The sequence below is a fragment of the Rhodococcus sp. T7 genome, assembly GCF_009872365.1.
In the GTDB taxonomy this organism is placed as follows: Bacteria; Actinomycetota; Actinomycetes; order Mycobacteriales; family Mycobacteriaceae; genus Rhodococcus_F.
In genome coordinates this window covers 1-1,582 of sequence record NZ_WXYH01000212.1, presented here as the reverse complement: position 1 = coordinate 1,582, position 1,582 = coordinate 1, and the positions used below count along the sequence as shown (strand labels likewise).

Annotated in this window: 1 protein-coding gene; it reads left to right on the top strand. The window is 64.0% G+C overall.

Annotated elements, in window-relative coordinates; translation table 11 throughout:
• Nucleotides 1-121 precede the first annotated feature (121 nt).
• Nucleotides 122-1,548 (top strand): IS3 family transposase gene (locus MLGJGCBP_RS19910; RefSeq protein ID WP_442972111.1). Its coding sequence is split into 2 segments (ribosomal slippage): nt 122-488 and nt 488-1,548, totalling 1,428 coding nucleotides; the frame shifts between segments, so codons are not numbered across the junction.
• Nucleotides 1,549-1,582: the final 34 nt, after the last annotated feature.

The following is a 1,582-nucleotide window of genomic DNA, read 5'->3' as shown; positions in this document are numbered from 1 at the left end:
CCCCTGCGTGTCAGGGTGAGTTGAGTCCAACGGTTCATAGCAACCCCGCCAGCAGGGCGAGAGACGGATCAACCCCACGATGACGATTTCCCCCACCATCCAGGTCGAGGACAATGAGCGAATGGACCCCTCGCACCCCCGCGCCGACGGCCCCCGACCACGACGCACCTTCACCTCCTCGGACAAGCTCGCCCACCTGACCGCGTACGAGCAGGCATGCGAAACCAGCGAGGGCGGCGCCTACCTACGCCGCGAAGGACTGTACTCATCACTGATCAGCGAATGGCGACGCCAACGCGACGCCGGTGTCCTCGATGGCACACCCGGTCCAGCCGCCAACAAGACCGGCAAACTCACCGCGGAACAAGCCGAGATCGCCCGCCTCAAACGCGAACTCGACCGCGCCACCAAGAAACTCGCCACCACCGAAACCGCACTGCAGATCATGGGAAAAGCACACGCGCTCTTGGAACAACTGTCCGAGAGCGCGGACACCGACGAGCGGCACAAGAAGCGCTGATCGCCGCCCACCACGACCTGACCGCCGCCGGCATCCCCACCCGGGCCGCGTCCGCGTTGACCGGAATCGTGCGCTCGACCGCCGCCCGGCACAAGACCGACCGGCCCGACCCGCACCCGACCACGACCGCCGTGCGGACCCCGGAGAACAAGCTCTCCGACCGCGAACGGCGCCACGTCCTCGACGTGTTGTGCAGCGACCGGTTCATCGACCAGGCCCCCCTCGAGGTCTTTGCACAGCTTCTCGACGAGGGCACATATCTGTGTTCGGTCTCGACGATGTACCGGATCTTGCGGGAGAACATGCAGGTCATAGACCGTCGACGGCAAGCCAGGCATCCCGCTCGTGCCTGCCCGGAGCTCATGGCGACCGCACCACGGCAGGTGTACTCGTGGGACATCACGAAACTGCCTGGCCCGGTCAAGGGCACCTACTTCGATGCGTACGTGATGATCGACATCTTCTCCCGCTACATCGTCGGTGCGCACGTGCAGACCCACGAATCCAGTGTGCTCGCCGCGGAGATGATGACCGAGGTCTTCACGGTGCACGGCGTCCCGAACGTGGTGCACGCGGATCGGGGAACGTCGATGACCAGCAAGACCGTTGCCACGTTGCTCGCCGACCTCGAGGTCACCCGCTCGCATTCACGCCCGCGGGTGTCCAACGACAATCCGTACTCCGAATCCTTGTTCAAGACAGTGAAATACGGACCGATGTTTCCAGAGCGTTTCTCCTCGGTCCATCACGCCCGGGACTTCATGGACTCGTTCACGTCGTGGTACAACCACGAACATCGTCATACCGGGATCGGCCTGCACACCCCGGCAGATGTGTACTTCGGGTTGGCCGCGGCCAAAGCTGATGACCGGGCCGCGGTGCTCGAGCAGGCCCGTCGGAAGCATCCGGAGCGTTTCGGCACGGCAGCAACCCCGAAGATCCTCGACCTACCGACCACTGTGTGGATCAACCAACCTGAGGAGAAGCGGGAGCACGACGACTCCGACGGGGATCAAGCCGCGGCGTAACTCCCGTTGGACTCAAACACCTTGACAAGTTCCG